Here is a 25,697-nt window from a genome sequence, read left to right on the forward strand (position 1 = left end):
TATGAATGCTGAAATGAATATCTTGCAGGATAACCCGCAATGCCCCTGCCCCCGATCCTGACTTTTGCGCTGCGGCGCATCTTGCAGGCGATCCCCGTCATTCTTCTCATCATGATCGGGTCATTCCTGCTGATCAAGCTTGCGCCCGGCGACACGGTGGACGCGCTTGTTGGCGACATGGGCGGCGCAGACCCGCAATTCGTCGCCAATCTGCGCGCCGAATACGGCCTCGACCAGCCGGTCTGGACGCAGCTGTGGATCTACATGACCAAGCTGGCACAGTTCGATTTCGGCTGGTCCTATGTCTACGAGCAGCCGGTGCTGGACGTGTTGATGGCCCGCCTCGTGCCGACGCTCTTGCTCATGGTTTCCTCGCTTTCGGTGGCCTTCATTTTCGGCATTGCGCTCGGAGCTTTCGCCGCGCGCAAGGCTTATTCGCTGACCGACAATGCGATTTCCACGCTCGGCCTTGTCTTCTACGCCATGCCGAGCTTCTTCCTAAGCCTCATTTTGATGTTCATCTTTTCGGTCAAGCTGGGCTGGCTGCCGGTCGGTGGCTACAAGACGATTGCCGGTTTCTATACCGGCTGGAAGAATGTCTGGGATATTGCCGTGCACCTCGTCATGCCGACGACGGCGCTTTCGCTCATCTATCTCGCCTTCTACATGCGCCTGATGCGCACCAGTGTGCTGGAAGTGGCCGACCTTGATTATGTTCGCACCGCACGCGCCAAGGGTGCAAGCGGTGCAAGGCTGATGTTCCATCACATCATGCGTAACGCATTCCTGCCCGTCGTCACGCTGCTCGGACTGCAATTCTCGACTGTGCTTGGCGGCTCGGTCGTGATCGAGACAATCTTTTCTCTGCCCGGCCTCGGCCAGCTTGCCTACACCTCCGTGATCAAGCGCGACCTCAACACGCTGATGGGCATCATCTTTCTGTGCTCGGTGCTGGTGGTGATCGTGAATTTCATCACCGACCTCATCTATGCGCGGCTTGATTCCAGGATCGAACTGTCATGACTCCACAGGACCTCTCCCTCACCCGCCCGCAGGTCTCGCGCGCAAAAATTCTGTGGCAGCGCTTCAGCCGCAACCGCGCTGCCGTACTGGGCCTTATCCTCTTCATCGCCGTGGTCCTGATCGCGTTGCTGGCCGATGTCATTGCGCCCGGCGACCCGCTGCGGCGCGCAGGCGATCCGCTCGTCTGGCCATTCATCAATGCTGCAACGCCCCTTGGTACCGACCAGCTTGGGCGCGATATCATGGCAGGCATTGTCCATGGCGCGCGCATTTCGCTTCTGATCGGCGTGGTCGCCACCCTGATTTCTATCGTGATCGGCATCATCATCGGCGCGCTTGCCGGCTATTATGGTGGCTGGGTGGATGACGTTCTGATGCGCATCACCGAAGCCTTCCAGACCGTTCCAAGCTTCGTACTGCTTCTGACACTGGTAGCAATCTTCGGCTCATCGATCGAAAATATCATCATCTGCATCGGCATCGTGTCATGGACCGCGCCTGCCCGCATGGTGCGCGCCGAATTTCTGGCGCTGCGCAAGCGCGAATTCATCGATGCAGCGCGCAATCTCGGCGTCGGGAATGCCTCAATAATCTTCCGTGAAATCCTGCCGAATGCCCTGCCGCCGGTGATTGTCTTCGCATCCGTGGTGATGGCCACTTCCATCCTGATGGAAAGCGCGCTCGCCTTCCTCGGCCTCGGTGACCCAAACTATGCAAGCTGGGGTAACATGATCGGCCAAGGTCGCGCCGTGCTGCGCACTGACTGGTTCTGCTCGGTTATTCCCGGCATCGCCATTCTGCTCACCGTTCTTTCCTTCAGCCTGCTTGGCGAAGGCCTGAACGACGCGCTTAATCCGAGGCAGAAGAAATAATGACCGCTGCACCCGTTCTCGAAATCAAAAATCTGCAGATCGCGCTGCCAAAGGGTGCCGACCGCCCTTACGCCCTGCAGGACCTGACACTGACCATCAACCCCGGTGAAATCGTCTGCCTCGTCGGCGAAAGCGGCTCCGGCAAATCGCTTTCGGCAGGCGCAATCATGCGCCTTTTGCCGGAACCGCATGTGCGCGTGACCAATGGCACAATCAGGCTGGAAGGCACCGATCTCTATTCGCTCAGCGAAACCGACATGAAGAAGCTGCGCGGCGACCGCATCGGCATGATCTTTCAGGAGCCGATGACCGCACTCAACCCGCAGAAGACGGTCGGCTGGCAGATCGATGAAGTGTTGCGCCTGCACACGAAACTCGGTCGCAAGGAACGTCGCGCCGCCGTGCTGAACATGCTGGCGGAAGTGAAAATTCCGGACCCGGAATCCGCTTACAACGCCTATCCGCACCAGATTTCGGGCGGACAGCGCCAGCGCGTCATGATTGCCATGGCGCTTATCCTGAAACCGCGCCTCATCATTGCCGATGAACCAACCACCGCGCTCGATGTGACCACGCAGGCACAAATCCTGAAACTGATCCGCGACCTGCAACGCGAACACGATACTGGCATCCTGTTCATCACGCATGACTTCGGCGTGGTGGCGGAAATTGCCGACCGCGTTGCCGTTCTGCGGCTTGGCGAACTGGTCGAGGAAGGCCCGGCAAACGAAGTGCTGAACCATCCGCAGCACCCATATACCAAGGCGCTGATTGCATCGGTTCCAGCTCTCACTCCGCCCGAACCGAAGCCATCTGTGGACGCTCAGCCGATCATTCTCAAGGCGAGCGCTTTACGCAAAACCTTCAAGGCGCGCGGCGGATTGCTGACCGGCAAAAGAAGTGCCGTTCCTGCCGTGAAGGACCTTTCGTTTGAACTACGTCAGGGTGAAACGCTTGGCGTCGTGGGCGAAAGCGGGTCGGGCAAGACAACCGTTTCGCGCATCGTCACCCGTCTGCTTGAAGCCGATAGCGGCAAGGTCGATGTGAATGGCAAAGATTTTCTGAGCGCCAGCCCGCGTGAAGTGCGGGCCATGCGCAAGGACATCCAGATGGTCTTTCAGGACCCGATGGCCTCGCTCAACCCGCGCCGCCGCGTCGTGGACCTGATCGCACAGGGGCCAATCGTCCATGGCGTACCGAAGGCAGAGGCGCACGCAAAGGCCCGCGAGTTGCTGGAGCTGGTCGAGCTTTCGCCTGCCGCAGCCGACCGTTTTCCGCATGAATTTTCCGGCGGGCAGCGGCAGCGCATCGGCATCGCCCGCGCGCTGGCGCTGGAGCCGCGCATCATCGTCGCCGACGAACCGGTCTCCGCGCTCGATGTCTCCGTACAGGCTCAGGTGTTGCGGCTTCTGGCCGACCTCCGCGAACGGCTCAATCTGTCGCTTCTTTTCGTCACGCATGATCTGCGCGTCGCGGCCCAGCTTTGCGACCGCATCATCGTCATGTCGAAGGGTGAGATCGCCGAAGCAGGTCTGACGGCGCAAGTCTTCGCTAATCCGCAACATGAATATACACAGCGCCTCCTTGCCTCCATTCCCGGCAAGGGCTGGACGCCTCCTCGTTTGGAAAATGCGTGACACCATGCAGAACATAGTCTTTCCACCCTCCATCTGGGCTGCCACTGCCCCTGCCCGCATACCGGCAAAGCCGCTGACCAATGACGCGGAAGCCGATATCGCCATCGTCGGCGGTGGCTTTACGGGACTTTCAGCAGCGCTCCATCTGGCGAAACGCGGCAAGCGTGTCATCCTGCTGGAAGGCAATGCGGTCGGCTGGGGCGCATCGGGGCGCAACAATGGACAGGTCATTCCGACCATGACTTCGGCGGAACCCGATGCAATCGCCAAACGCTACGGCGCATCGGGCGAACGTTTTGCTCGACTGATCGGCAATAGCGCCGACATTCTGTTTTCCATCGTGCGTGATGAAAACATCGAGGCCGAGGCCGAGCAGAACGGCTGGTTCCAGCCTGCCCATTCGCCGGGCCGGGTGAAGCTTTCGCAAACCCGCGTGGACGCATGGAAACGCTTCGGCTTCCCGGCGGAATTTTTCGACCGCGCCGCAACATCGCGGCTGTTGGGCAGCGATTTCTGGTATGGCGGCATGTTCAACCCGACCGGCGGTCATATCAATCCACTGGCCTTCGCACGCGGTCTTGCCGCCGCTGCCGAACGCCACGGCGCGATCATTCACGAACAAAGCCCGGTCATCTCCTATGCCCAAGTGGGTGATCACTGGGAGGTCAAGACCGCCAGCGCCACAGTGCGCGCCAAGGGCTTTTTGCTCGCCACCAACGCCTATACCGGCGAGTTGCGTGAAGGGCTTGCCCCGCGCCTTGCCCGCACCATCGTGCCGGTGCTCTCGTGGCAGATGGCGACCGCGCCGGTCAGCGATAATCTGCGCGCAACGATTTTGCCCGGTCGGCAGGCCGTTTCCGACACCCGCGGCGACCTGCGTTTCTTCCGCTACGATGCCCGCAACCGGCTGATTACCGGCGGCGTGGTGATGGGCGATTTCAACATCGCAGAACGCGTCAAGCGCAAGACGGCGCGCAACATGGCGGAAGCCTTTCCAGCGCTTGGCGAGCCGGAAATCACCCATGTGTGGAGCGGCTATATCGGCATGACATGGGATCGCTTTCCACGCGTTCATCAGCTCGGCCCCAATGGCTGGGCCTGGATCGGCTGCAACGGTCGCGGCGTTGCGCTTGGCACATCGCTCGGGCGGGAATTTGCACGTGCGCTCGACGGCGAGCCTGTGCAAAAACTTGCCCTGCCCGTCTCGGAACCGGCACCGCTGCCTTTTCATAAAGTCGCGCGAAAGATTGCCCCGTTCTACCTCGCATGGCTTCGGCGCAAGGATCTCTCCGAGCCAAATCTTTAGTTCCGCTCATTTAACGTTCATGTGAAAGGTCAGGTCCATGAATCAAATGTCAATTCTCGAACGTCGCCGCATCGAAGCGCTGGTTCTCAAGAATGTTTACGAAGTTATTCGCGAACGCTCCGGTGAGGAAGAAGCGCAGGCTGCAATCGGCGAAGCCGTCAGCCGTTCGGCCATCGAACAGGGCAAGAGTTTTGCCGACGAGCTGGGCCGCACGCCAACGATACAGGACTTTGCCGATATCCAGCCGCTGTGGACGAAGGAAAACGCACTGGAGATCGACGTGATTTCGCAGGGCGAAGATCATTTCGATTTCAACGTTACGCGATGCCGTTATTCGGAAATGTACCGCGAGATGGGTCTTGGCCATATCGGCCACCTGCTCTCCTGCAATCGCGATGGCGATTTCTGCATCGGCTACAACCCAGAAATGAAGCTGGAACGCTCGCAGACCATCATGAAGGGCGCAAGCCACTGCGATTTCCGCTACCGTCTCGACAAGACTGAAGACAACACAAAAGGAGCCTGACATGCCGGTTGAAAACTGGACATCGAACCAGCTGGACGAACTCGTCGCGTTCCGTCGTGACCTGCACGAAAACCCGGAGCTGCTTTACGATGTAAACCGGACTGCAGAAAAGGTTGCCGAAGCGCTGCGCGCCGCAGGCGTCGATGAGGTGGTGGCCGGCATCGGGCGCACCGGCGTCGTCGGCGTCATTCATGGGCAGTCGAACCGTTCCGGTCGCGCCATCGGCCTGCGTGCCGACATGGATGCGCTGCCGATCCTCGAAGAAACCGGCGCGGAATGGTCATCGAAAGTGCCGGGGAAAATGCATGCCTGCGGCCATGACGGCCATACGACCATGCTTCTGGGCGCTGCCCGCGAACTGGCGCAAAGCCGCGCCTTCGACGGCACCGTCATCGTTATCTTCCAGCCTGCCGAAGAAGGCGGCGCAGGCGCAAAGGCGATGATCGACGACGGCCTGTTCAAGCGCTGGCCGGTCAATGAAGTCTACGGCATGCATAACCGCCCTAATCTTCCCGTCGGACACTTCATCATCAATTCCGGCCCGATCATGGGATCGGTTGACATTCTCGACATCACCATCGAGGGCGTTGGCGGACATGCGGCCTCCCCACACCAGACCATCGACCCCATCCCGGTGACGGCAGCACTCATTCAGGCAATCCAGACGCTGACCGCACGCACCGTCGACCCGCTGGATTCCGCAGTGATCTCGATCACCACCATTCAGGGTGGTGATGCTTTCAACGTGATTCCGCAGAAAATTCGGTTGACCGGTACCGTCCGCACGCTTCGTGAGGAAGTGCGCGACCATATCGAGGAAAAGTTGGCTCGCGCCGTGCAGGGCATTGCCGATGCTTTCGGCGCCAAGGCCACGCTCGACTATCAGCGCAGCTATCCGGTCACCGTTAATCACGAGCGCGAAACGGAACTGGCCGCAATCGCTGCCGATGCAGTTGCGGGCGCTGACCGCGTGGCTCGGGATATGCCGGCAACGCTTGGCGGTGAAGACTTTGCCTTCATGCTGAACGAGGTGCCGGGCGCGATGATCAATATCGGCAACGGCCCGAGCGCCAATCTCCATCATCCGAAATATGACTTCAACGACGATGTCATTGCCTGGGGTTGCTCGTACTGGACAACGCTCGTGCGCCATCGGCTGCCGATCGAGAACTGATAGCCGCCTATATATCTATTCAGGGCGGCGCCCCAAGGGGCCGCCCTTTGTATTTTTCGTAAAAAGCGAAGTGTTTTTACACTAAAACCTCTAGTTTATCTGAGCCTCACGTAATATAACGCGCTCCCAATAATCCATCGCGGCTTTTCCCGATGGGAAAAGAGAATCCGGTTTGGACGCATATCCTGAACGTCTCAGTTTCGGAAATGCGGGAAGCCAATGGTAGAGCGGGAAATCCATGAATATCGAGTCTGCCTTGAGCGACAGCGCCAATATTTTTGACCTTGCGCCAATTTCCCTGTGGCTTGAGGATTATAGCGGTCTGCGCAAGCAGTTCGAAGAATGGCGCGCGCTTGGCGTTACCGATCTCGGGGCTTTCCTGCACGAAGACACAACCCGGCTGCGCATCTGTACCAGCCATATCCGGGTTCTGAAGGTCAACCGCAAGACGCTTTCGCTTTTCGAGGCGGACAGCGTCAGTCATCTGGTCGCCAACCTCGAACGCGTGTTTCGCGACGACATGCTGGACCCGCATATCGATGAGATGGTCCAGCTCTGGAACGGCGGCGGTACTTTCTCAAGCGACACCATCAACTATTCGCTCGGCGGCAAGCGGCTCGACATCCAGCTCAAGGGCGTCGTGCTTCCCGGCTATGAACACACTTGGGAGCGGGTTCTGCTTTCCATCGAGGATGTGACCGCTCGCGAGAATGCCCGCCGCGAGCAGGATCGGCACAAACAGCACGCAGTGGGCCTTTTCGAACATTCACCGGTTTCGCTCTGGGTCGAGGATTTCAGCCGCATCAAGCAACTGATGGACGATGTGCGCCAGCGCGGCATCGTTGATTTTCGGGTGTTTACCGACGTGCATCCAGAATTCGTGCGCCAGTGCATGAGCGAAATCCGCGTGCTCGAAATCAACACGGAGACGACGGCCCTCTTCCTCGCGTCCGACAAGAAAACGCTGCTGCAGAACCTGCCGCATATCTTCAAGGACGAGATGGAAGCCTCTTTCCGCGAACAACTGATCGACCTGTGGAACGGGATTCTGTTCCAGCGTCGCGAAGTGGTGAACTATGCGCTCGATGGATCCGAACGGCATGTTCTGCTGCAGTTCTCTGTTCTACCGGGACATGAGACGGACTGGTCGCTGGTGCAGGTCGCACTTACCGACATCACGGCGCGCAAGAAGGCCGAGGCCTATCTGGAATATCTGGGCAAGCACGATGTGCTGACCAAGCTGCACAATCGCGCCTATTATGTCGATGAGCTTAACCGGCTTGAGCGCAAGGGCCATACGCCCGTTTCAGTCATCATCATCGATCTCAACGGCCTCAAGGCCGCGAATGATCAATGGGGCCATGCGACAGGCGACGGATTGCTGCGACGCATCGGAGAAGTGCTGAATGAAGCCGTGAAGCAGCCGGGCCATGCCGCACGCATTGGCGGTGACGAATTCGCGGTTGTGCTGCCTTATGTCGATGAGCGCGGCGCCGAGGCGATGGTCGAGGACATTCAGCGGCTGGTCGATATCAACAACCAGTATTATTCCCAACTCAAGCTCAATCTTTCCATCGGCTCTGCGACCAGCATGCCGGGCGAGAAGCTGGAAACCGTTGCCAAGCGCGCCGACCTGCTGATGTATGAGAACAAGCGCCAGCAGTATACGAGCGGTACAATCTAGAGCATTTCCTGTTTTGATTGAATCATTGGAAACCCTCTATCTCTTTGTTTTTAAGCATGTCTTTATCCCAAACCGGTCCCCACTTTTGGGAGACATGCTCTAGTCATCAAATGCGATAATCGTCTTGCCGCGCGTCAGATCGGTGACGAGGCGGGATAGTTCATCCCGCGCGGCGATGGGCATCGTGCCCGCCATTTCCACGCCGGTGCCGGTGAAATTCTCTTGCGCGATGGCAAGGTTTTCCACCGCTGTCAGGCGTGCTTTCAGCAGCGCATGATCTGAAAAATCGCAGGCGAACTGAAATCCGACCAGCGGAATAACTTCTGTTTTCTCAGCCTGTCGCAGACAGGTAGCGGCAGTGCCGCCATAGGCGCGCATCAGGCCACCGCTTCCCAGAAGAATGCCGCCGAACCAGCGCGTAACCACGACTGCAATATTGTCCAGCTGCTGGCCGTCAATTGCCTGCAGGATCGGCTTTCCTGCCGTGCCGCTCGGCTCTCCATCGTCGCTGAAACGGTAGTTCTGCCCCATGCGCCAGGCCCAGCAATTATGGCTCGCCGACAGATCGGAATGCTCGCTCAAAAAATCCTTCGCCGCCTGCTCGTTTGCGACAGGCGCAGCAATGGCCAGAAATCGACTTTTCTTGATCTCCTGACTAAAGGTTTCGACGCGACTGATCGTGAACATGGCAATCCTACAAAGATGATTGCGGGGCCTAGCATTTTCCATTGAGGATGACGACCCCTTCCAGCTTCCCCCGGCATTGCGCCCACCGGATATAGGGTATAAGGCAATTGGAAAATGAGCCCATATTTTTGAGCTCTGTTCTTGCATATCCAGACGAAAGGTCCCGCCGATGTTCGATTTGATCGTGAGAAACGCCAATCTCCCCGACGGTCGCGAGAAGCAGGACATTTTGGTCAAGGACGGCAAGATTGCCGATATCGGGCCCTCCAAGGGGGAGCATCAGGCGGCTCAGGAAATCGATGCGACCGACCGGCTCGTAACCCCGCCTTTCGTCGATCCGCATTTCCACATGGATGCGACCCTGTCGCTCGGCCTGCCGCGCCTCAACCGTTCCGGTACGCTTCTTGAAGGCATCGCGCTCTGGGGCGAACTGAAGCCGATGCTGACCGTTGAAGCCATGGTCGAGCGCGCGCTGCGTTATTGCGATCTGGCCGTTTCGCAGGGCCTGCTGGCGATCCGCAGCCATGTCGATGTCAGCGATCCGCGTCTTCTCACTGCTGAGGCGATGATCGAAGTGCGCGAGAAGGTAAAGCCTTACATCGATCTGCAGCTCGTGGCCTTTCCGCAGGATGGTTACTACCGTTCGCCGGGCGCAGTCGATCTCGTCAACCGCTCGCTCGATATGGGCCTCGACGTCGTCGGCGGCATTCCGCATTTTGAGCGCACCATGGCTGATGGCGCAGCCTCGCTGGAGGAACTCTGCCGCATTGCCGCTGAACGCGGGCTGCCGGTCGATATCCATTGCGACGAAAGCGACGATCCGATGTCGCGCCATGTCGAGACGCTGGCGGCGCAGACAATGCGCTTCGGCTTGCAGGGCCGCGTTTCCGGTTCGCACCTCACCTCCATGCATTCCATGGATAATTATTACGTTTCGAAGCTCATCCCGCTGATTGCGGAAGCAAAGATGAACGCCATCCCGAACCCGCTCATCAACATCACGCTGCAAGGCCGCGCGGACACCTATCCGAAGCGCCGCGGAATGACACGCGTGCCGGAGCTGATGGCTGCCGGTATCAATGTCGCTTTCGGCCACGATTGCGTGATGGACCCTTGGTACTCGATGGGTTCCGGCGACATGCTGGAAGTCGGCCACATGGCGATCCATGTCGCACAGATGACCTCCATCGAAGGCAAGAAACAGGTTTTCGATGCACTCACCGTCAATTCCGCCAAGGCGCTGGGCCTCGAAGGCTACGGTCTTGCAAAGGGCTGCAATGCCGATTTCGTGGTGCTGCAGGCGCGCGATCCAATTGAAGCGCTGCGGCTCAAGGCAAACCGCCTCAAGGTCGTGAAGCGCGGCAAGGTCATCGCCGAAACCCCGCAGCGCATAAGCCGCATCAATCTCGAAGGCCGTCCGTCTTCGGTTGACGGGGCTGATTACGCGCCAATCGGCTAATAATATCAACAGTTTCGGCCTACCCGGCACATTGCCGGATGAACGAACCGGAACAGTCGCGGCTTGAAGCCCCATGCCTAATTTTCAGGCCGCAGCCTAATTCGCTTGTATTCGAGGCAGATTGAGCAAAGATAGAACCGTTGCTCATACATTCTGCTCACACAAAACGAAGCAACCGGCAGTGCATTCCCGGCACGCCGAAAACACAAAAGAGGGGTCCTATGACCAAAATCATCAAAGCACCGAACTTTACCCGTCGCGACATTCTCGCAATGTCTGCAGCACTCGGCGCAACGGCAATGACCACCCGCGCCTTTGCGGCCGATGAAAAGCTGAAAGTCGCAGGCATCCACGCCTCGCCGGTCGAGAATGCCTGGAATTCCCGCCTTCACGAGGCACTTAAGCAGGCAAATGACGAAGGCGTCATCGAATATGTCTTCTCCGAAGGCGTTTCGGCAAGCGACTATCCCCGCGCCATGCGCGAATATGCCGAACAGGGCATCAAGCTGATCGTCGGCGAATCCTATGCCGTCGAACGCGAAGCGCGCCAGGTGGCAGGCGATTATCCGAAGACGGCTTTCGTCATGGGCTCCTCCGGCAAGCCGCAGGGCGATAATTTTGGTGTTTTCGGCACCTGGAACTTTGAATCTGCCTATCTCGCGGGCATGCTGGCAGGCGCGATGAGCAAGTCTGGTACCTTCGGCTCCGTCGGTGCCGTGCCGATCCCGGAAGTCAACATGCTCATCAATGCCTTTCAGGATGGCGTGAAGGAAACCCGTCCCGATGCGAAGTTCATCGCGTCGTTCATCGGCACCTTCTTTGACCCGCCGAAAGCACGCGAAGCCGGACTTGCCCAGATCGACTCGGGCGCCGACATCCTGTTCGGTGAACGCATCGGCACGGCAGATGCCGCCAAGGAACGTGGTATCAAGGCCATCGGCTCGCTGATCGACTATACGCCGCGCTATCCCGACACGGTCTTCGCCAATGCGATCTGGAATTTCCGCCCGATCCTTAATGCGGCTATCGCCGACGTGAAGGCCAGCCAGGCAACCGGCAAGGATTACACGCCGTTCAGCCTGATGAAGGAAGGCGGCAACGACATCATCTACGTCAAGGGCATTGCCCCTGCCGAAGCGGAAGCCAAGATGGAAGCCCGCCGTGTGGAACTGAAGGAAGGCAAGTTCGAGTACAAGCCGAACCCGGCCGAACCGAAGTAGTCATTCAGGACGGGCAAGCATATCGTGGCAATCGACATGAACCAGCAGGATGCGACCGCGCTCGCGCAGGCGATTGCGGAAGGAATCCTCAGTGCCGAACAGGCCATGGATGCTGCTCTTGACGCAGCAGAAAAATGGCGCCCCCTGGGCGCCATTGCATATCTCGATCGCGATCTTGGCCGCGCCGGTGCCATTGCATTCGATGCAGCGCCATCCAGAGCTGCCTTCGCGGGCGTTCCCTCCCTGTTCAAGGATCTGGGCGGGCCCTGTGCCGGTCTGCCGATCCGGCTCGGCTCGCAGGCATTCCTCAATGCCTCACCTCAGATGGATTCCGAACTCGGCCACCGGCTACGCGCAGCCGGATTGAATTTCTTCGGTACAACCACCGTTCCCGAATTCGGTCTGGCGCTTGCGAGCGAGCCAGCGGGAGCTCCTCCCGCACGCCATCCCTTCGATGAAACGCTTTCACCCGGTGGATCATCCGGCGGAGCGGCAGCAGCGGTTGCAGCCGGGATAGTCGCAATTGCGCACGCTACCGACGCTGGTGGTTCCATCCGTGTACCCGCTGCAACCTGCGGGCTTGTCGGCCTGAAACCAAGTCGCGGTGCTATGCCCGCTGGTCCGCATTTCGGCAATTATCTCGCAGGCATTGCGAGCGAATTTGCGCTTTGCCGCTCGGTCCGTGATGCGAAAGCGTTACTGCCGCTTGTCGAAGGCAAAACGGAAGGCTTTCTGCCCGACCCGGCGATGCAGGCAGGCGATGTGCCGGACCGCCTTCGTATCGGCATAGTGACCGGCGATCTCGCAAACTATCCAATCACATCAGAGCGCCTGCAGGTTGTGGCAGATGCAGCGCATTTCCTTGAGGCACAGGGGCACACAATCCGCGAAATCCCGGCTTCGGAATTCAGCCCGCTGATCGCTTCCAGCGCACGCGCATTTGACCGTATCATTTCCGTCAATCTTGCGGCTGCAATCGATTTTCTGGCCCTTGATGAAGACAAGCTTGAACCGCTCACTCGCGCCGTTGCGGAGCGCGGGCGGCGCATGGAAGCCACCGCGCTTTACCGCGCCATGAACGGAGCCGTCAGCGCCGCACATATGCTCTGGCAGATTTTCCGCGACATCGACGTGCTGATTACACCCATGCTCGCGCGAGGGCCGATGCCGCTCGGCTCCTTTTCCATGAATCACGGCGATGTCGATGCGCATTGGCAGAAGATGAATGCCTTCGCACCTTATGCGGCGCTCGCCAATATTTCCGGTTTTCCGGCGCTCTCGCTTCCCTTTGGGACGGATACCAACGACATGCCGGTCGCCTTGCAGCTTGTGGCCCCGATGGGCGCGGACCGGCTGCTTTTGAGCCTTGGCCAGCGTCTGGAGGCGGACCAGCGTTGGCAGCACAAATTTCCCGTTGCGGGGTTGCACACATGACCACGACCGTTCTTGAACTGCAGAACATCACCAAGCGGTTTGGCACGCTTACCGCCAATGACGATATTTCGCTGAAGCTTGAACGCGGCGAAATTCTCGCTTTCCTGGGCGAGAATGGCGCAGGCAAAACCACGCTGATGAATATCCTGTTCGGCCATTATGTACCGGATGAGGGCTGTGTCTTCGTCAAGGGTGCAGAAATCCCGCAGGGCAAGCCCCGCGCCGCCATTGATGCAGGCGTTGGCATGGTGCACCAGCATTTCACGCTCGCGCCCAACCTCACAGTGCTTGAAAACATCATCACCGGCACTGAAAGCCTCTGGAGACTCAAATCCGCGCACGGTGCGGCGCATAAAAAGATCGCGGAAATCGCCAAACGCTTCGGCCTGCAGGTTGATCCCGATGCACGGCTTGGCGATCTTTCGGTCGGTGAACAGCAGCGCGTGGAAATTCTCAAAGCGCTTTATAACGACGCCGACATTCTGATCCTCGACGAACCGACCGCCGTTCTGACCACGCAGGAAGCCGAGAACCTGTTTGCGACATTGAAGGAAATGGCGCGTCAAGGCCTGTCATTGATCTTCATCTCGCACAAGCTGCATGAAGTCATGTCGGCAGCCGACCGGGTGATCGTCCTGCGCGGTGGAAAGCTTGTCGCTGAGCGCAAGGCCTCCGAAACCTCAAAAGAGGAACTCGCTGAACTGATGGTTGGCCGTCGCGTTTCACGCCCTTCGCGTGCAGCGGCCACGCCCGGCGAAACCTTGTTGGAAGCGAAGAATGTAACAGTGGTGGAAGATGGCGCGGCCCGCCTTAGTGACTTCGACTTTCACCTTCGCGCTGGCGAAACGCTTGGCATCATTGGCGTGTCGGGTAATGGGCAGGCAGCGCTCGGGCGTCTCGTTTCGGGTCTCAGCCAGCCTGCGAGTGGCTCACTTGTCATGTTCGGGCAAACGGTCACCAAATTCGACCCGCGCCAATTTGTGGCCGAAGGTGTTGGCCGCATTCCCGAAGATCGCAATGCGGAAGGCGCAATCGGTGACCTGACGCTTTGGGAAAATGCTGTGCTTGAACGCGTGCGCGATCCGCAGTTCTCCAATGGTCTTCTGGTCAATCGCGCGGCTGCGCGTGAATTTACCGACCGCATCATCAAGGATTTCGATGTGCGTGGCGGCACGCCTGATAGCCGCATTCGCCTGCTTTCCGGCGGCAACATGCAGAAGCTTATTCTGGGTCGCAATCTGGAAACGGCTCCGCGCATTCTGATCGCGGCGCAACCGACGCGTGGCCTTGATGAAGGTGCCGTCGCAGCCATTCATGCCCGTATTCTGGAAGCGCGGGCAAAGGGAGCAGCGGTTCTGCTAATCTCGGAAGATCTGGATGAAATTATCGGCCTTGCCGACCGCGTACAGGCCATCGTCAAGGGCCGCCTCTCGCCGCCGATTGACGCCGGAGAAGCCAATGCTCAACGGCTGGGCCTGATGATGGCTGGGGAATGGCAGACTAATCTCACGAAGGGGCTGAACTGATGCGTATTGAAAGACGCGAAACACGGCCCATGGCACTGGTAGCAACCGCACCAATTATCGCCGTTTTGACCGCCTTTGTGCTTGCCGGACTGCTCATTGCCGCTGCCGGTGCGCCGGTTTTGGAATCCTTCCGCCAGATAGCCATCGGCGCTTTCGGCAACAAGCTTTCGATCACCGAAACACTCACCCGCGCAACACCCCTGATGCTGACCGGCCTTGCCGCTGCCGTCGCCTTCCGCTCCAAACTCTGGAATATCGGCGCCGAAGGCCAGTTCTATATGGGTGCGCTGGCGGTGGTCGCCTGTGGGACGCAATTGCAGCTTCCAGCCGCTATTCTCATTCCGCTGCTGCTCGTGGTCGGCGCGATTGCAGGCATGATTTTCCTGCTCATCCCGCTCGGGCTTCGCCTGCGCTTCGGTGTCGATGAAGTGGTGACGACACTACTCTTGAACTTCGTTGCCGTGCTCATCGTCTCGATGATGATCGAAGGGCCGATGAAAGACCCCCTCGCCTTTGGCTGGCCGCAATCCGAGCCTGTGCCGGATGCGGCGGTGCTGCCGAAAATCATGGCGGGCATGCGGCTTCACATTGGCATAGTCATCGCTATCGCTCTTGCGCTCATCATCGCCTATGTGCAAAAGCGCACCGTGTTCGGGCTGGAAACCAAGGCTGCCGGTCTCAACCCGCAAGCCGCGCGTTTTGCAGGCGTTCCGCTTGGCAAGACACTGGTGAAAGTCGCCTGCATTTCCGGTGGTCTTGCAGGACTTGCAGGCGCAATACAGGTCATGGGCGTTAAGGGTTACGTCACGACCGATCTGTCGCCGGGCTTCGGCTATTCCGGCATCATTGTCGCCATGTTGGCCAATTTGAATCCTATCGGCGCGATCTTCTCCGCACTTTTTGCTGCCGCAATGTTTGTCGGTGCCGACGGCATGAGCCGTGCCATTGGCATTCCGAGCTTCATCGCCGATGTCACCGTGGCGCTGTCGCTTCTGACTATGCTGGTTGCTCTGTTCTTCACACAATACAGGATCGCCCGATGAACGAGTTGATGGATATCCTGCTCTCCGCAGGCCTCTGGGTCTCGGTCCTGCGCATTGCAACGCCACTGATCTTCGGCACGCTCGGTGCGCTTTATTGCGAACGGGCGGGCGTGCTCAATCTCGGTATCGAAGGAATCATGACCTTCGGCGCGATGATCGGCTGGCTGACTGTCTATAATGGTGCCGACCTGTGGGTCGGTGTGCTCGCCGCCGCCGCTTCCGGCGCTCTGTTCGGCCTGCTTCATGCAGCCCTCACCGTGCCGCTCGGCCTGTCGCAGCATGTCGTGGGCTTGGGCATCACATTATTTGCATCGAGCCTTAGCTATTTCCTGTTTCGTCTTCTGGTGCCGCTCTCTTCAACTCCGCCGACGATCACACCATTCCAGCCGGTCAATCCGTCCTGGCTTGCAGATATCCCGTTCGTCGGACAGGTGCTTGGCACGCAAACGGCCCTCACGTGGATCGCCATTCCTCTGGCACTGCTGCTTGGTTATGTGCTTTTCCGCACGCCGCTCGGCCTTGCGATCCGCATGACTGGCGAAAACCCGCACGCAGCTGAAGCGCAGGGCATCAACCCGATCCGCGTACGCATTTTCACAATCATGTTCGGCAGCGCGCTCATGGCTGTCGGCGGCGCGTTCCTTACGCTTTCCGCCTTCAATTCGTTTTTCCCGACGATGATGCAGGGACGCGGCTGGGTCTGTATCGCGCTCGTCGTTTTCGCTTCTTGGAAGCCCGCTCGTGCGCTTCTGGGTGCCTTGCTCTTCGCGCTATTCGACGCATTCCAGCTGCGTCTGCAGACGGTCTACGGCAAGGTCGTTCCGTATCAGCTTTTCCTGATGATCCCTTATATCATGTCGATTGTGGCGCTCATCGTGATGGCGCGGCGGGCACGTGTCCCGCAGGCGCTGATGCAGCCCTATCGTCGCGGAGAACGTTGATCGCATAGTGCGCGATAAAATAGGCAATGGTGAAAACTGCCAGTCCACCAAAGACATCGCTCAGATGGTGTCCGCCGTGCAGCAGGATCGCGGGTACCATGAATATATTCAGAGCGAGTACCGGTAAACGCACCCATGCGATGCGCCATGTAAAGACCACGGACATGGCAGCCATGACGGTGTGGAAGGACGGGAATCCGATCAGGCCGAGCACATTGGCTGGCGTCAGATAATCTACCCCTTCCTTCGACAAGCGGATCAATTCCAAGCCATAGGACGGACCGACAGCCAATCCTGCACTTCTCACAACATCATCAGGCAGGTTCCATACAGCCGATGTACCGAATGTTGGAAAAAAGGCCCACACCACGATGCTGAGAAGAGCGCCTACAATTCCAGTCATCAGGAAATGAGCAAGTTTTTCTGATTGCCCCGAAAAGCCGAGCAACAGAACAACCATCACCAACTGCGGCAGGGAAGTGAAGTAAACTATCTTCAACAGTGCTGAAACACCGGGCCACTGCGCAATGTATGTGACCAGACTTGGCCAATCATATCCCATCAGTCGATCGACGCCGACCAGGAATTCGTCAATTCGCGGGAAATGGATCGGCAGCAACATATAGTTAAAGACCGACCCGACCAGTGTGAACAATATGAAGCCCGCAGTCAGAATGAGTGTCTCCGCAATCCGGGCATCATTCCTTACGAAGCGATAAAACAGGCCGAGCATGATCGTTCCAAGACCGATCGCCCCGATCATTCCGTAGCCTGTCCAGTCTACGCGAATGCCCTTCGCGGCAATCAGAAGAATGTCGATTGCGCCCAACGCACCAACGACAGTCAGAACAAATCGCTCATAACGCGAGAATATCATCAGCGCCCCCAATTGATCTCATAATCGACCAAAGAGCTGAAGTTCACGTTAAACGTGCAAACAAAAACGGCGCCCGAAGGCGCCGTTTTCTTTATTCTGTCAACTTAAGCAGCGCTGGACTTGCCGCTCTTTTCGAAGCGCTTGCGCTCATTCGGGTCGAGGTAGAGCTTGCGAAGACGGATCGACTTCGGCGTCACTTCAACCAGCTCGTCGTCCTGAATCCACGACAGAGCGCGTTCCAGCGTCATCTTGATCGGTGGGGTGAGCTTCACGGCTTCATCCTTGCCTGCGGCGCGGATGTTGGTGAGCTTCTTGCCCTTGAGCACGTTGACTTCCAGATCGTTGTCACGGCTGTGAATGCCGATCAGCATGCCCTGATAGACCTTGACACCAGCGTCGATGATCATCGGGCCGCGATCTTCAAGGTTGAACAATGCGTAAGCAACAGCTTCACCCTGATCGTTGGAGATCAGAACGCCATTGTTGCGACCAGCGATTTCACCCTTGTACGGCTGATAGTCGTGGAACAGACGGTTCATGATCGCCGTGCCGCGCGTATCGGTCAGAAGTTCCGATTGATAGCCGATCAGACCACGGGTCGGTGCGTAGAACACCATACGAACGCGGTTGCCGCCGGAAGGACGCAGCTCGACCATTTCGGCCTTGCGTTCGGACATCTTCTGCACAACCGTGCCGGAATATTCTTCATCGACGTCGATGACGACTTCTTCCACCGGCTCCAGCTTCTCGCCGTTCTCGCCGTCCTTCATGACGACGCGCGGACGCGAAACGCCAAGTTCGAAGCCCTCACGGCGCATGTTTTCGATCAGAACTGCAAGCTGCAATTCGCCACGACCGGACACGAAGAACGAATCCTTTTCGGTCGATTCCTCGATCTTCAGTGCAACGTTGCCTTCAGCTTCCTTGAGCAGACGGTCACGGATAACGCGGCTCGTCACCTTGTCGCCTTCGGTGCCCGCATAAGGGCTGTCATTGACGATGAAGGACATGGTCACGGTCGGCGGATCGATTGGCTGAGCAGCCAGCGGCTCGCTTACCGAAGGATCGCAGAAGGTGTCGGCAACGGTGCCCTTGGAAAGACCGGCGATAGCGACGATGTCACCTGCATGGGCTTCGTCAATGGCCTGACGCTCGATACCGCGGAATGCAAGGATCTTCGAGATACGGCCGTTTTCGAGCAACGAACCATCCTGACCGAGAACCTTGACGGCCTGGTTCGGCTTGATCGAGCCGGAATGGATACGACCGGTGATGATGCGGCCCAGGAACGGATCGGCTTCGAGGATCGTACCGATCATGCGGAACGGACCTTCAGCAACCTTCGGTGCCGGAACGTGCTTGAGCACGAGGTCGAACAGCGGAGCCAGACCTTCGTCCTGCGGGCCTTCCGGGTTCAACGCCATCCAGCCGTTACGGCCTGAACCGTACAGGATCGGGAAGTCGAGCTGTTCGTCGGTCGCGTCGAGATTGGCGAAGAGGTCGAACACTTCGTTGATGACTTCTTCATGACGGCCATCCGGACGGTCGATCTTGTTGATCGCAACGATCGGACGCAGACCAACCTTCAGCGCCTTGCCGACGACGAACTTCGTCTGTGGCATCGGGCCTTCGGCAGCGTCAACGAGAACGATAGCGCCGTCCACCATCGAAAGGATACGCTCAACCTCACCGCCGAAGTCGGCGTGGCCCGGCGTGTCGACGATGTTGATACGCGTGTTTTTCCAGACAACCGAAGTGGCCTTCGCGAGAATGGTGATCCCGCGTTCCTTTTCGATGTCGTTGGAATCCATCATGCGTTCTGCGACGCGCTGGTTGTCGCGGAACGAGCCGGACTGCTTCAGGAGTTCATCGACCAGAGTGGTTTTGCCATGATCGACGTGTGCGATAATAGCGATATTACGCAATTCCATATGGAGATCACTTCTATATGAGTTGGGAGCCGCGCCAACAGACCCGCGCGGAAAAACAATGCGGCGCTCTTACAGGTTTTTTTGCATTTTAGAAAGGGGCAGCGCGAAACTGCCCCTCAATTAACCCGAAAAACCCGAATTTCATTGCGTTTTTACACTGTCATTCTGACAGTTTTTTGAATTCTTTTCAGGCATGTCGTTATCGAAAAACCGGTTTCCACTTTTTCGCGACATGCCTGAGCCTTATAAAAGCGTACCTGACAAAATGACCAGCGCGACGCTGAAATAGATCACAAGACCGGTCACATCGACCAGAGTTGCAACGAAAGGCGCCGATGCGCTGGCCGGATCGAATCCGAGCCTTTGCAGGATGAAGGGCAGCATGGAGCCTGTCAGCGAGCCGAAAGTCACGATACAGACCAGCGCCATACCGACGGTCGCGGCCACCAGAATCCAGTGTTCGCCATAGTCGTAGATGCCGAGCGTCTGCCAGATGGCGATGCGAATGATGCCAATGACGCCGAGGAAACCGCCAAGCGCCAATCCCGTTGGCAATTCGCGCAGGGCAACACGCCACCAGTCCTTGAGCTTGATTTCCTGCAAGGCCAGCGCGCGGATAATCAGCGACGTCGCCTGCGAGCCGGAATTACCGCCGGATGACATGATGAGCGGGATGAACAGCGTCAGCACCAGAGCCTTTTCAAGCTCCAGCTCGAAATGCTGCATCGCACTCGCGGTCAGCATTTCGCCAAGGAAAAGGATACCGAGCCAACCCGCACGCTTCTTCAGCATCTCGCCGAAGCCGATGCGCATATAGGGCTTATCCAGCGCCTCCATACCGCCGAAACGGTAAGCGTCCTCGCTTGCCTCTTCCGTCATGGCGTCGAGCACGTCATCGACAGTCACAATGCCGATAATGTGGCGGCTTTCGTCCACGACGGGCACGGCCAGAAGGTCGTGCTTGCGGAACAGACGCGCCACTTCTTCACGGCTGGCCAGCGGCGAAATGGTGATCGGCTCTTCGTCGCGGGCAATGGACAGAATCGGTTCGTCCGGCTGACGGATGATGAGGCGGCGCAAGCTGACCACACCCAACAGAACACGGCTGGCCGGATCGACCACATAGATCGCATAAACCGTCTCGCGCGTGCGTTCGACCTTGCGGATATATTCCAGCGTCTGGCCAACATTCCAGTTGGAAGGCACGGCGATGAATTCGATGGTCATGAGCGAGCCCGCCGTATTCGGCGGATAGCCCATCAATTTCTTCAGCGCGACCTTGGTTTCAGGCGCGAGAATGGGAAACAGGCGTGCGCGGTCGTCGTCTTCCAGTTCCTGAAAAACGTCGGTTGCACGGTCCGCCGACATACCATCGAGCAGGAGACTCGCGAGGCCGGGCGGCAGGGTAGCGATGATTTCGGTAGCACGGTGAAGTTCCGGCTGGTCGAGCAGACGGATGGCATCTTCGTGCGAAAGCTGTGCGATGACGGCGACTGCATCATCGGCATCGAGTTCGTTAACGAGTTCCACTGCGTCGCCGGTACGCATGTCCGCAATGCGGCTTGCGATGGCAGCAGCAGGAAGGTCGGCAACATTGAGTACTTCCTGGAAGAAGTTGTTGTCGGTCATGGGCTTGCCTTTCTGTCGATCCGCCGTCAAAGGCAGACCGTGCAAGCCGACCGCAAGCGATCAGATCACGAACTGCCTTGACGGCTGAAACAATCGACTGTGACTGTCGCTGGGCATAAGAGAATAAAACTCCGGTTGAAAATGCTGCCGCAGAAATTCGGCTGCGAGCGTGATTTGCGCTGGGTCGCCAATAAAGTCAAGCCCTGCGAGACGATGTCGAACGCTTTTTCCAAGCTCCTGCCCCGGCAGCAAGACGCCCGCGATGTGGAAACCGTGAAAGCGGCCTTCCAGCCCTTGCCCCTCTGCTGCTTAACTCCTAAGTCTGATCCATATCGAATTCATCTGAACCGGAGTCTCATCATGTCCGACAAGACCGCTTACAATCGCGCGCTGACTGAATGGAGCGGACCCCTGGGCCTGCCGGATTTCACCGCTTTCAAGGATGACGATTTCGCGTCTGCATTCGATGCCGCGTTGGCTGCGGACCTCGCAGAAGTGGAAGTCATCGCGAAGGCGACCGATGAAGCGACCATCGATAATACGCTGAAAGCTCTCCAGCTGACCGGCAAGGCGCTCGACCGCGTTTCATCGATTTTCTGGATGCGCGCTGGTGCGCATAGCAACGACACGATCCAGGCGCTCGAACGCGAGATGGCGCCGAAAATGTCGCGTCATTATTCGCGCATCATGATGGACCCGGTGCTTTTCGCCCGCATCGACGCGCTCTATGAAAATCGCGATATGCTGGACCTCGACACCGAGACCAAACGCGTTCTTGAAAAGACATGGAAAGGTTTTGTCCGCTCCGGTGCGAAGCTCGATGAGGCGGGCAAGACGGAGCTTGCAGGTATCAATGAAAAGCTTGCCGGACTTGGCGCGCGCTTTGGTCAGAATGTGCTGAAGGATGAATCAAGCTGGGCCCTGTTCATCACCGATGAAGCCTACCTCACCGGTCTGCCGGATTTCCTGAAGAACGCCATGCAAAGTGCCGCCGCTGAACGCGGCAAACCGGATGCCTGGGCGGTTACGCTATCACGCTCGATTGTCGAGCCATTCCTTTCCTTTTCCGAAAACCGTGAACTGCGCGAACAGGCGTTCAATGCCTGGGCGAAGCGCGGCGAGAATGGCGGCGAAAGCGACAATCGTGAAATCGTGCGCGAAATGGTGGAATTGCGCGAGCGCAAGGCACATCTGCTCGGTTACGCCAATTTTGCCGCCTACAAGCTCGACGACACCATGGCCAAGACGCCAACGGCGGTCATGGACCTGCTGGAACCCGTCTGGGACAAGGCGCGCGCCAAGGCCCATGAAGAAGAAGTCGAACTGGAGCGCCTGATCGCAGCCGATGGCGGCAATCACAAGGTTGCGCCATGGGATTGGCGCTTCTATGCTGAAAAGCTGCGTGCCGAACGCTTCGCCTTCGATGAAGCGGAACTGAAGCCTTATCTTCAGCTCGAAAAGATCATCGAAGCCGCTTTTGACGTGGCAGGCCGCCTGTTCGGCATCCGCTTCGAGGAAAAGAAGGGCATCGCTGCGTGGCATCCGGATGTGCGGGTGTTTCAGGTGTTCAATGCGGATGGCAGCGAACGCGGCCTTTTCCTCGGCGACTATTTCGCCCGCACCTCGAAGCGCTCAGGTGCATGGATGAGCTCCCTGCAATCAAGCCACAAGCTCGATGGCGGACAAAAGCCGATCATCTACAACGTCATGAATTTTGCGAAGCCAAAGGCAGGTGAACCTGCCCTGCTCTCACTTGACGATGCGCGCACGCTGTTCCACGAGTTCGGCCATGCGCTGCATGGGCTTCTGTCGGATGTGACCTGGCCCGCCGTTTCCGGCACTGCCGTTTCACGCGATTTCGTGGAACTGCCGTCGCAGCTTTACGAACACTGGTTGACCGTCCCGGCCGTTCTCGAGAAATACGCTGTGCATTATCGCACCGGCGAGGCCATGCCGAAGGCGCTCCTCGACAAGGTGCTTGCGGCCCGCACCTACAATGCAGGCTTCAACACAGTCGAGTTCACCTCATCCGCGCTGGTGGATATGGCGTTCCATACCGGTAAGGAAAAGATCGCTGATCCGCTCGCTTTCGAGGTAAAGACGCTGGAAAAGCTTTCCATGCCGGATGCGATCATCATGCGCCATCGCACACCGCATTTCACCCATGTCTTCTCCGGCGACGGTTATTCTGCAGGCTACTACTCCTATATGTGGTCGGAAGTGCTGGACGCGGACGCCTTCTCGGCATTCGAGGAAACCGGAGACGCGTTCAATCCGGAACTGGCGGCGAAGCTGAAGCAGCATATCTATGCCGCTGGCGGCAGCCGTGATCCGGAAGAGCTTTACAAGGCATTCCGTGGCAAGATGCCGACGCCGGACGCGATGATTGAAAAGCGCGGTTTGAACTAAAGCCAAAACAAAAGGCCGGGAAACCGGCCTTTTTCAGTTCTTGTGGGTTAGAATATTCACGAGCCGACCGTAAGGGTCACGCGTGTAGAAACGACGCACACCCCATTCCTCATCGGCCGGACCGTATTCGACGGGAAATCCCAGCGCGATCGCACGCTCCAGCATGGCATCAACGTCATCGACCTCGATGGAAAGATCAGGCACCGGTGTGCCCGCCCCGCCCTCACTCATGATGCTCACCTGTACCCGTGCCTGAGCATCGGCGGCGTAGGTTACAATCCAACCATGATCCATCGCCACATCGAGGCCTAACAAGTCGCCGTAGAAGCGCTTTGCCGCTGCAAGATCGGCGGCAGCAATATTGGCAACGATGCGGCGGACAGCCATCAATATTCGCCGAGCTTGATGTCAGGCGTGTAATCGACGCCGTCGACTTCCTTCACCACCGGCTGGCCGCAGTGCATGACACCGGTTGCCGCGTTGAAAGCATAGGTCGGCGAGCCATAGAGCTGCCAGCCCTTGTTGAGCGCCGCCGTAACGCGATGACAGAATGCGGAATCGTCCGGACCTGTAATGAAACGATATAACTTCATGCTGTTGCTTCCTCTGTTATAACTTTACGCCCGTTTTAGCGAGTACACGCTCGGCCATTTCGAGATGCAGACGTTCGACCATCTGCCCGTCCAGCGAGATGACGCCCTTGTCGGCATTTTCAGGCCGGGCAAAGATTTCAACGACAGCGCGGGCATGCGCAACTTCGTCCTCGGTCGGTGAGAATGCGCGGTTAGCCGCTTCAATCTGGCCGGGATGAATCAGCGTCTTGCCATCGAACCCCATGGCGGCACCTTGCGCGCATTCCGCCTCGAAACCAACGCTATCCCGAAAATCATTGTAAACACCGTCGAGAACGGTGATCCCGCCAGCGCGCGCTGCAAGAATGATCTGCATCAGCCATGGGACGAGATAGGGCCGCCCCGGTTGCGGACGCACGCCGGTTTCCCGCGCAATATCGTTCGGCCCGACGACGAAACAGGCGAGCCGCACCGCCGAACGATGTCCGAGAACCGCAATCTCGTCGGCATTGAGAATGCCACGCGCGGTTTCGATCATCGGCCAGACACCAACTGCCGGATCGGCATCCTGACGATCAAGCCGGTTGGCCGCGTCGATTATGTCTTGTGGGCGTTCGACCTTGGGCAAAAGGATTGCATCTGCACCCATTTTCGCAGCTGCCGCGACATCATCCTTGCCCCACGGCGTTTCCGCCATATTGACCCGTACAATCCGCTCGAAACCGACCTTCGGATGGCTTGCGAAATGCGCGGCCAGCGCATCGCGCGCCGCGACCTTCGCCTCCGGCGCGACGGAATCCTCCAGATCATAGATCACGCAATCCGCTGACAGGGTCAGAGACTTTTCCAGAGCGCGAGCGTTGGCGGCAGGAACGAAAAGGACAGAACGACGGGGACGAACAATAGTTTTCATACCCCGATTTGTGCACCGAACCATCCTGCAGCGCAAGCGCCGAGAGCGCGAGCAGGCAGGCCCTTGAAATCCTGTATCGACGCGCCTATTTTCCAGCCTTCGGTTGGAATGCACCTGCCGTCCGCAGCCTTTGGCCATGGTAAAGCATCCCTGTTTCACGTTTTTGTTCCGGTGACGGCAGAAACGGCAATGCGGGCACCCGTTCATGAAAACGCCGCTCACAATCAGGAGCGAAAACAATGACCACAGCTATTATCGCTGGGACCAATAACGCTGACTTCAAGCATCAGGCCCGCCGTCTGCGGCAGGCTTTGAGCGAGGAAGGCATCAACATCAGCCACGGCAAGGCACTCGACCTTGTGGCGCGCCAGTCCGGCACACGCGACTGGAATACGCTGGCCGCCAATGACAGCAAGGTGGAGACCGCACCCGTCGAGGGCGGCACCGCGCCTTACCGCGTCGGGCAGCGCATCACCGGCATGTTTCACACCACGCCGTTCGATGCCCGTATCATCGCCGTCGAGGAAACGATCAAGCCTGAACTTTGGCGCATCACGCTTCAGTTCGATCCGGCCATCGATGTGGCGGTTTCGCCGAACCTCTCAATGCGGCGCAGGCGTTATACGATCGTCGTTGGCACAGATGGCAAATCCCGCCGCCTGACCGGCAGCGAGACCGGTGGCGTCGCCCTCAATGTCTGATAATTGCGCAAACTGTATCAACGACGCATGATCCGGAAAACTTGACGCGGTTTCCAGACAGGATTATGCGCATAACCTGACAGTCGAACTATCCGGCGCGCGGACAAGCGCGCCGGATATTTCGCGAAACGGG

Annotated in this window: 22 protein-coding genes; 15 read left to right on the forward strand and 7 right to left on the reverse strand. The window is 58.2% G+C overall.

Annotated elements, in window-relative coordinates; all coding sequences use genetic code 11:
- Positions 1–39: 39 nt before the first annotated feature.
- The 7 genes from LJ361_RS07600 to LJ361_RS07630 all read left to right on the forward strand — a co-directional run bounded on the left by LJ361_RS07600 (position 40) and on the right by LJ361_RS07630 (position 8,222).
- Positions 40–1,023 (forward strand): ABC transporter permease, encoded by a 984-nt coding sequence (locus LJ361_RS07600; protein WP_010658517.1) that lies wholly within the window; start codon positions 40–42, stop codon positions 1,021–1,023.
- Positions 1,020–1,895, forward strand: a complete 876-nt coding sequence (locus LJ361_RS07605; RefSeq protein WP_151606350.1) for an ABC transporter permease — start codon at positions 1,020–1,022, stop codon at positions 1,893–1,895. Before LJ361_RS07600 ends, LJ361_RS07605 begins: the two co-directional genes overlap by 4 nt.
- Positions 1,895–3,532, forward strand: a complete 1,638-nt coding sequence (locus LJ361_RS07610; RefSeq protein WP_036586553.1) for an ABC transporter ATP-binding protein — start codon at positions 1,895–1,897, stop codon at positions 3,530–3,532. Before LJ361_RS07605 ends, LJ361_RS07610 begins: the two co-directional genes overlap by 1 nt.
- 4 nt (positions 3,533–3,536) lie before the next feature.
- Positions 3,537–4,838, forward strand: coding sequence for an NAD(P)/FAD-dependent oxidoreductase (locus LJ361_RS07615; RefSeq protein ID WP_191192461.1), 1,302 nt, complete (start codon positions 3,537–3,539; stop codon positions 4,836–4,838).
- 37 nt (positions 4,839–4,875) lie between these two features.
- Entirely contained in the window at positions 4,876–5,364 is a 489-nt protein-coding gene (locus tag LJ361_RS07620; RefSeq protein ID WP_010658513.1) for an L-2-amino-thiazoline-4-carboxylic acid hydrolase, read from the forward strand.
- A gap of 1 nt (position 5,365) precedes the next feature.
- Positions 5,366–6,538: a M20 aminoacylase family protein gene (locus tag LJ361_RS07625; protein ID WP_036586555.1), complete on the forward strand. Its 1,173-nt coding sequence runs from the start codon at positions 5,366–5,368 to the stop codon at positions 6,536–6,538.
- Between the two features lie 238 nt (positions 6,539–6,776).
- Positions 6,777–8,222 carry a GGDEF domain-containing protein gene (locus LJ361_RS07630; RefSeq protein ID WP_036583158.1) on the forward strand — a complete coding sequence of 482 codons (1,446 nt, stop codon included), beginning with the start codon at positions 6,777–6,779 and terminating at the stop codon, positions 8,220–8,222.
- A 99-nt stretch (positions 8,223–8,321) separates the two neighbouring features.
- Here LJ361_RS07630 and LJ361_RS07635 read toward each other — a convergent pair whose 3' ends face one another.
- On the reverse strand, positions 8,322–8,909 hold the full coding sequence (locus LJ361_RS07635; protein ID WP_151606344.1) for an IMPACT family protein: 588 nt from the start codon (positions 8,907–8,909) through the stop codon (positions 8,322–8,324).
- A gap of 169 nt (positions 8,910–9,078) precedes the next feature.
- On the opposite strand from LJ361_RS07635, the gene LJ361_RS07640 reads away from it, so the two are divergent.
- The 6 genes from LJ361_RS07640 (at position 9,079) to LJ361_RS07665 (ending at position 16,532) form a co-directional block, all read left to right on the forward strand.
- Positions 9,079–10,368, forward strand: a complete 1,290-nt coding sequence (locus tag LJ361_RS07640) for an amidohydrolase family protein (protein ID WP_151665312.1) — start codon at positions 9,079–9,081, stop codon at positions 10,366–10,368.
- A 221-nt stretch (positions 10,369–10,589) separates the two neighbouring features.
- Complete coding sequence (locus tag LJ361_RS07645; protein WP_036583166.1) at positions 10,590–11,588, forward strand: BMP family protein; 999 nt, start codon at positions 10,590–10,592, stop codon at positions 11,586–11,588.
- Positions 11,589–11,624: 36 nt separating this feature from the next.
- Entirely contained in the window at positions 11,625–13,022 is a 1,398-nt protein-coding gene (locus tag LJ361_RS07650) for an amidase (protein ID WP_151665376.1), read from the forward strand.
- The gene (locus LJ361_RS07655) at positions 13,019–14,548 is read left to right on the forward strand and encodes an ABC transporter ATP-binding protein (protein ID WP_264813146.1); all 1,530 of its coding nucleotides are present in this window, start codon (positions 13,019–13,021) and stop codon (positions 14,546–14,548) included. Before LJ361_RS07650 ends, LJ361_RS07655 begins: the two co-directional genes overlap by 4 nt.
- Positions 14,548–15,591 carry an ABC transporter permease gene (locus LJ361_RS07660; RefSeq protein WP_010658505.1) on the forward strand — a complete coding sequence of 348 codons (1,044 nt, stop codon included), beginning with the start codon at positions 14,548–14,550 and terminating at the stop codon, positions 15,589–15,591. Before LJ361_RS07655 ends, LJ361_RS07660 begins: the two co-directional genes overlap by 1 nt.
- On the forward strand, positions 15,588–16,532 hold the full coding sequence (locus LJ361_RS07665) for an ABC transporter permease (protein ID WP_029927800.1): 945 nt from the start codon (positions 15,588–15,590) through the stop codon (positions 16,530–16,532). Before LJ361_RS07660 ends, LJ361_RS07665 begins: the two co-directional genes overlap by 4 nt.
- Here LJ361_RS07665 and LJ361_RS07670 read toward each other — a convergent pair.
- The 3 genes from LJ361_RS07670 to mgtE all read right to left on the reverse strand — a co-directional run bounded on the left by LJ361_RS07670 (position 16,462) and on the right by mgtE (position 20,969).
- Complete coding sequence (locus LJ361_RS07670; RefSeq protein WP_010658503.1) at positions 16,462–17,409, reverse strand: phosphatase PAP2 family protein; 948 nt, start codon at positions 17,407–17,409, stop codon at positions 16,462–16,464. The genes LJ361_RS07665 and LJ361_RS07670 overlap by 71 nt on opposite strands.
- 104 nt (positions 17,410–17,513) lie before the next feature.
- The gene (gene typA, locus LJ361_RS07675) at positions 17,514–19,340 is read right to left on the reverse strand and encodes a translational GTPase TypA (RefSeq protein ID WP_010658502.1); all 1,827 of its coding nucleotides are present in this window, start codon (positions 19,338–19,340) and stop codon (positions 17,514–17,516) included.
- A 243-nt stretch (positions 19,341–19,583) separates the two neighbouring features.
- Positions 19,584–20,969: a magnesium transporter gene (mgtE, locus tag LJ361_RS07680; RefSeq protein WP_264813147.1), complete on the reverse strand. Its 1,386-nt coding sequence runs from the start codon at positions 20,967–20,969 to the stop codon at positions 19,584–19,586.
- Positions 20,970–21,329: 360 nt separating this feature from the next.
- Between mgtE and LJ361_RS07685 the strand changes: the two genes are divergently transcribed.
- Positions 21,330–23,378 carry a M3 family metallopeptidase gene (locus tag LJ361_RS07685; protein ID WP_264813148.1) on the forward strand — a complete coding sequence of 683 codons (2,049 nt, stop codon included), beginning with the start codon at positions 21,330–21,332 and terminating at the stop codon, positions 23,376–23,378.
- Between the two features lie 33 nt (positions 23,379–23,411).
- Here LJ361_RS07685 and LJ361_RS07690 read toward each other — a convergent pair whose 3' ends face one another.
- From LJ361_RS07690 to LJ361_RS07700, 3 genes are read right to left on the reverse strand one after another with little or no spacing between them, the layout of a single operon-like run.
- Positions 23,412–23,765 (reverse strand): VOC family protein, encoded by a 354-nt coding sequence (locus tag LJ361_RS07690; protein WP_036586563.1) that lies wholly within the window; start codon positions 23,763–23,765, stop codon positions 23,412–23,414.
- A complete protein-coding gene (locus LJ361_RS07695) occupies positions 23,765–23,971 on the reverse strand; it encodes a DUF1737 domain-containing protein (protein ID WP_002965766.1) in 207 nt (68 codons plus the stop codon). Before LJ361_RS07695 ends, LJ361_RS07690 begins: the two co-directional genes overlap by 1 nt.
- Positions 23,972–23,987: 16 nt before the next feature.
- Complete coding sequence (locus LJ361_RS07700; protein ID WP_264813230.1) at positions 23,988–24,863, reverse strand: HpcH/HpaI aldolase/citrate lyase family protein; 876 nt, start codon at positions 24,861–24,863, stop codon at positions 23,988–23,990.
- A gap of 239 nt (positions 24,864–25,102) precedes the next feature.
- Between LJ361_RS07700 and LJ361_RS07705 the strand changes: the two genes are divergently transcribed.
- Positions 25,103–25,564, forward strand: a complete 462-nt coding sequence (locus LJ361_RS07705; RefSeq protein ID WP_029927807.1) for a glyoxalase superfamily protein — start codon at positions 25,103–25,105, stop codon at positions 25,562–25,564.
- The last annotated feature ends 133 nt before the right edge of the window (positions 25,565–25,697 follow it).

It is taken from the genome of Brucella sp. JSBI001 (assembly GCF_026014005.1).
GTDB classification, from domain to species: Bacteria; Pseudomonadota; Alphaproteobacteria; order Rhizobiales; family Rhizobiaceae; genus Brucella; species Brucella anthropi.

Excerpts from the sequence above, each read along its gene's own strand:
- LJ361_RS07635 (WP_151606344.1), bottom strand. The coding sequence starts at position 8,909 with ATGTTCACGATCAGTCGCGTCGAAACCTTTAGTCAGGAGATCAAGAAA.
- LJ361_RS07645 (WP_036583166.1), top strand. The coding sequence starts at position 10,590 with ATGACCAAAATCATCAAAGCACCGAACTTTACCCGTCGCGACATTCTC.
- LJ361_RS07685 (WP_264813148.1), top strand. The coding sequence starts at position 21,330 with ATGTCCGACAAGACCGCTTACAATCGCGCGCTGACTGAATGGAGCGGA.
- LJ361_RS07695 (WP_002965766.1), bottom strand. The coding sequence starts at position 23,971 with ATGAAGTTATATCGTTTCATTACAGGTCCGGACGATTCCGCATTCTGT.
- LJ361_RS07660 (WP_010658505.1), top strand. The coding sequence starts at position 14,548 with ATGCGTATTGAAAGACGCGAAACACGGCCCATGGCACTGGTAGCAACC.
- LJ361_RS07600 (WP_010658517.1), top strand. The coding sequence starts at position 40 with ATGCCCCTGCCCCCGATCCTGACTTTTGCGCTGCGGCGCATCTTGCAG.
- LJ361_RS07640 (WP_151665312.1), top strand. The coding sequence starts at position 9,079 with ATGTTCGATTTGATCGTGAGAAACGCCAATCTCCCCGACGGTCGCGAG.
- LJ361_RS07700 (WP_264813230.1), bottom strand. The coding sequence starts at position 24,863 with ATGAAAACTATTGTTCGTCCCCGTCGTTCTGTCCTTTTCGTTCCTGCC.
- LJ361_RS07605 (WP_151606350.1), top strand. The coding sequence starts at position 1,020 with ATGACTCCACAGGACCTCTCCCTCACCCGCCCGCAGGTCTCGCGCGCA.
- LJ361_RS07650 (WP_151665376.1), top strand. The coding sequence starts at position 11,625 with ATGAACCAGCAGGATGCGACCGCGCTCGCGCAGGCGATTGCGGAAGGA.
- LJ361_RS07610 (WP_036586553.1), top strand. The coding sequence starts at position 1,895 with ATGACCGCTGCACCCGTTCTCGAAATCAAAAATCTGCAGATCGCGCTG.
- mgtE (WP_264813147.1), bottom strand. The coding sequence starts at position 20,969 with ATGACCGACAACAACTTCTTCCAGGAAGTACTCAATGTTGCCGACCTT.
- LJ361_RS07665 (WP_029927800.1), top strand. The coding sequence starts at position 15,588 with ATGAACGAGTTGATGGATATCCTGCTCTCCGCAGGCCTCTGGGTCTCG.
- LJ361_RS07620 (WP_010658513.1), top strand. The coding sequence starts at position 4,876 with ATGAATCAAATGTCAATTCTCGAACGTCGCCGCATCGAAGCGCTGGTT.
- LJ361_RS07705 (WP_029927807.1), top strand. The coding sequence starts at position 25,103 with ATGACCACAGCTATTATCGCTGGGACCAATAACGCTGACTTCAAGCAT.
- LJ361_RS07615 (WP_191192461.1), top strand. The coding sequence starts at position 3,537 with ATGCAGAACATAGTCTTTCCACCCTCCATCTGGGCTGCCACTGCCCCT.
- typA (WP_010658502.1), bottom strand. The coding sequence starts at position 19,340 with ATGGAATTGCGTAATATCGCTATTATCGCACACGTCGATCATGGCAAA.
- LJ361_RS07625 (WP_036586555.1), top strand. The coding sequence starts at position 5,366 with ATGCCGGTTGAAAACTGGACATCGAACCAGCTGGACGAACTCGTCGCG.
- LJ361_RS07690 (WP_036586563.1), bottom strand. The coding sequence starts at position 23,765 with ATGGCTGTCCGCCGCATCGTTGCCAATATTGCTGCCGCCGATCTTGCA.
- LJ361_RS07670 (WP_010658503.1), bottom strand. The coding sequence starts at position 17,409 with ATGATATTCTCGCGTTATGAGCGATTTGTTCTGACTGTCGTTGGTGCG.
- LJ361_RS07630 (WP_036583158.1), top strand. The coding sequence starts at position 6,777 with ATGAATATCGAGTCTGCCTTGAGCGACAGCGCCAATATTTTTGACCTT.
- LJ361_RS07655 (WP_264813146.1), top strand. The coding sequence starts at position 13,019 with ATGACCACGACCGTTCTTGAACTGCAGAACATCACCAAGCGGTTTGGC.